This is a genomic window from Methylocaldum sp. (assembly GCF_039794385.1).
GTDB lineage: Bacteria > Pseudomonadota > Gammaproteobacteria > Methylococcales > Methylococcaceae > Methylocaldum.
In genome coordinates this window covers 1-2,979 of the sequence record NZ_JBDIVO010000467.1, presented here as the reverse complement: position 1 = coordinate 2,979, position 2,979 = coordinate 1, and the positions used below count along the sequence as shown (strand labels likewise).

4 protein-coding genes are annotated in these 2,979 nt (G+C 60.5%); all 4 read right to left on the bottom strand.

The window, feature by feature from the left end; all coding sequences use genetic code 11:
- A partial coding sequence (locus tag ABJK70_RS22825) for a hypothetical protein (protein WP_347259234.1) occupies window positions 1-612 on the bottom strand: 612 nt, incomplete at its 3' end.
- A gap of 122 nt (window positions 613-734) precedes the next feature.
- A complete protein-coding gene (locus ABJK70_RS22820; protein WP_077732697.1) occupies window positions 735-1,472 on the bottom strand; it encodes a DUF1887 family CARF protein in 738 nt (245 codons plus the stop codon).
- Between the two features lie 17 nt (window positions 1,473-1,489).
- Complete coding sequence (locus ABJK70_RS22815) at window positions 1,490-2,104, bottom strand: hypothetical protein (RefSeq protein ID WP_077732698.1); 615 nt, start codon at window positions 2,102-2,104, stop codon at window positions 1,490-1,492.
- A 78-nt stretch (window positions 2,105-2,182) separates the two neighbouring features.
- Window positions 2,183-2,979 (bottom strand): type III-B CRISPR module RAMP protein Cmr6 (cmr6, locus tag ABJK70_RS22810; RefSeq protein ID WP_347259233.1); only part of this gene is annotated, 797 nt, incomplete at its 5' end.

Sequence of the window (2,979 nt, the reverse complement as noted above, 5' to 3'; positions counted from 1 at the left end):
GGATTCCGAATAAGGCGTGAGTTGGTCCACGGAAATGGCCTGTCGTCCGGTAAAGAGGTCCCGCGCTTCCTCGAAAACGAGATTGTCCCGAAACGGCATGGCCGGGTCGCTGCGCCGGGCGCTCACGGGAAGCTTGGCAAGGTTTTGCAGCGCCTGCCCCAGCAGATTCTCGCCGCCGGAGGAGCCGTAGAGAGCGAAACGGTAGCGGTCGCCGGCCCGGTAGGCGGTCCTCCCGGATTCCGGCGCATCCACGGTGAGGTGAAGATCATAGTCGGCGGCTTCCTGCAACAGCGTCCGCAGGAAACCGGTGAGCGCCGGGGCGTGGAACGTAGCGAGATTCGCCTGCGCCGTGAACCGTAGGGTGACCACCGCCGCCCGCAATGGAAGCAGGCTTTCCAGCGGCAGTCGGTTGCCGCTGGCAAAGGAAGTCACGTCATCTTGAGTCCGCTCTCCCTCTTGTGCCGATTTGCCGACAGCGAATTGAGCCGCGGGAGTCTCGGACGATAAAGACAGAATGGGAGAACCCGACCGTATTGAGCCGGAATGACGGGAATCGCTGGCGACGTTGCCGCGTTTAACTCTAGCTCCCGTTTCCCGTGTATCTTCAGCCATAGGCGATCAGTTGTCTTTTCGGGAAAACCATGAATGGCGGCAGGTCCAGCAGGCCGGAATGCCGCCATAATCCGGACCACGCGCCATTCCCGTCACCGGGAAAGATTTCAGCCCCAACACCGTCACGAACGTTCTCCCAACAGGGCCTTCATGCGGGCGAGAAGACGTCCCCACGAAAGGTGTTCCAGGCTGATCAGCTCCACGTCCAAGGCCCTTGCCTTACCGAAAAGGGCCGGATAACGGCTGCGGTCGCCGTTGATCTCGTCGATGAGATCGGTCGTGACCACCAGTACGACGGCATCTCCCGGCCGGCCGAAGTGGTCGGCGAGGTCGTCCGCCTCGAGCACGTATTGCATCAGCTTGGTTCGAAGCCGGGCAGCCCCGTTCTGAGAATCATCGAACGCAGCCCTCAGGCACTTGCAGGAGACGAAGATCAGCCGATTCCCCCGGCGGGCGATGACATCCACCTCGTTCTTGCCGTCGTACTCGTCCACCTTCCAGTACAGTACGGTAGAAGGCAAGGCCGCTTCCGCTCCCGCCTCCTCCAGCGCCAGCGCCGCGAGATGCTCCAGCCAGCCGCCGGTGAGAAAGCGGACTTTCCGGCTGTCATCGGAGCGGCGGTAGTACGATTGCCGCTCCCTCGTCAAAAAGCCCGATTGCGCCAGCGTTTCGCACAGCTGCCGTTCCTGCGGCGATTCGGCGGCGAAAGGTTCCGTGTACCCCAGGCGTGGACGGATGCCGTCGAAAACGGGGTAACGGCTTGCGAGCATCCGCGCCAGATTCGCCCAGTGGGGCGGACACGGTTCACCCGGATCGAGACTCGCGCCCCGTTGTTCGAGGAGGTGGGCGATTCGGTTCATGAATAGCGACTCCGTACCTACCGACCCATGGAAGCCGTCGATATAGGTGCGTCCTCCTCTTGCTCCTCGATAAGCTTCACTTCAACTTCATCAAACGGAGGACACCACGAGAGATATTGCCCGGTTGACATTTTCTCCAGCTTTTCCGGCAGTTTGGTGAGTTCGAACGTCGCCCTGTAATGCAATTCGAACCCCCCGTCCTCGGACTTCCGAATTTCGCCTCCGTGTGATTTCACGAACGCCGCCTTGAAGTCCAGCTGTGCTTTAACCATCTGGGCACCGATCTGCATACTCAGCGCACGGATATCCGATTCGCCGGCGAGATAGGCGTTTTCGCAGCGCATCACGCGACGCCTGTTAAATAGAAAATCCACGGTCAGCCGCTTCGGCAGATTGTCGCGCCAATCCTGGCTCATTTCTCCCCACCATACGGCGAAGGCGGTAAACAAGGTGCCCAGACCGACCACCGGATCAAGAAAGCCGTTCCAGAAAGAATCCTCCTCTGTGAGCAGCTTGCCGCCCAATGCAAAGTCGAGCACGATGATAGCCAAAAGAAGCATCGCGGCAGTGAAGTACATTCGACGATTGCTGAAAGAGAAACGGAATAGTTCGCGAAGCATGGTGTGGTTCATGGTTTGCTTTTCTCCTCGTTGTTCTCGTCTGACTGATGGCCCAGACAGGACTGACCGGCTCAGCGCGAATTCTGCCGATCAGGTCTGCCGGTCGTGCTGCTCCAGCAGTGCCTGTATTTGCCGCGCCCTGTGACCCTTTTTGCTATTTTCGTCCGGCACCCACGTACCTGCCGTTTCCATCATCGCCCGCACTCTTGCGGCAACTTTCGGTTTTTCGGCGTCCGCCCAACTCGGGGACGCAGCAAACAGGGATTGGTGCAGCTTCTGCCAAGCGGGAAGCCCCTTTTCGGGCCAAGTCGCGATCACGCGGGCAACCTTGCTCTCGAGTTCCGGATCCAGGGGGCTCAAAGCAGCGATCGCTCGGGATTCCCCGGCCGCTTCCTCCGCTTCCCGCCGCTCGGCCTCCGCAGCCGCCCGCGCTTTTCGTTCCGCATCGACAGCGTCGTCCATCTCTTTCTTCAGCGATTCGTACGCTTCTTCGTCAGGCTCCATCCGTCCGTAGCCCACCGCCGTCTTCGCACCGGCGCCGGCCCATTGCAGGGCGTCCTTCAATATTTCCATGACTTGCGGCAGCGCCGACTTCGCGTCTTCGAGATCGCGATCCGGCAAGCCTTCCCGTACCGCCACGCCGAACAGAAAGGAAGCCTGTTTCACCACCAGGAAAGGGACCGGCACCGGACTGTGCCAATCGGCCGGAACCACGTCCGGATCGGGTTCGTCATTGATCGCGCGGATGTCATCGCCCTCCCCGTACCAGTCGCCGCAGTGAGGCGTCATGACGTCGGCTCCCAGTTTGACCGCTCCGATCGGAACGGCGTCGAAAAACGAAAACCAGCCGGACCGCTCGGCGACTTCCTCTTTCTCTTTGGTTTGTG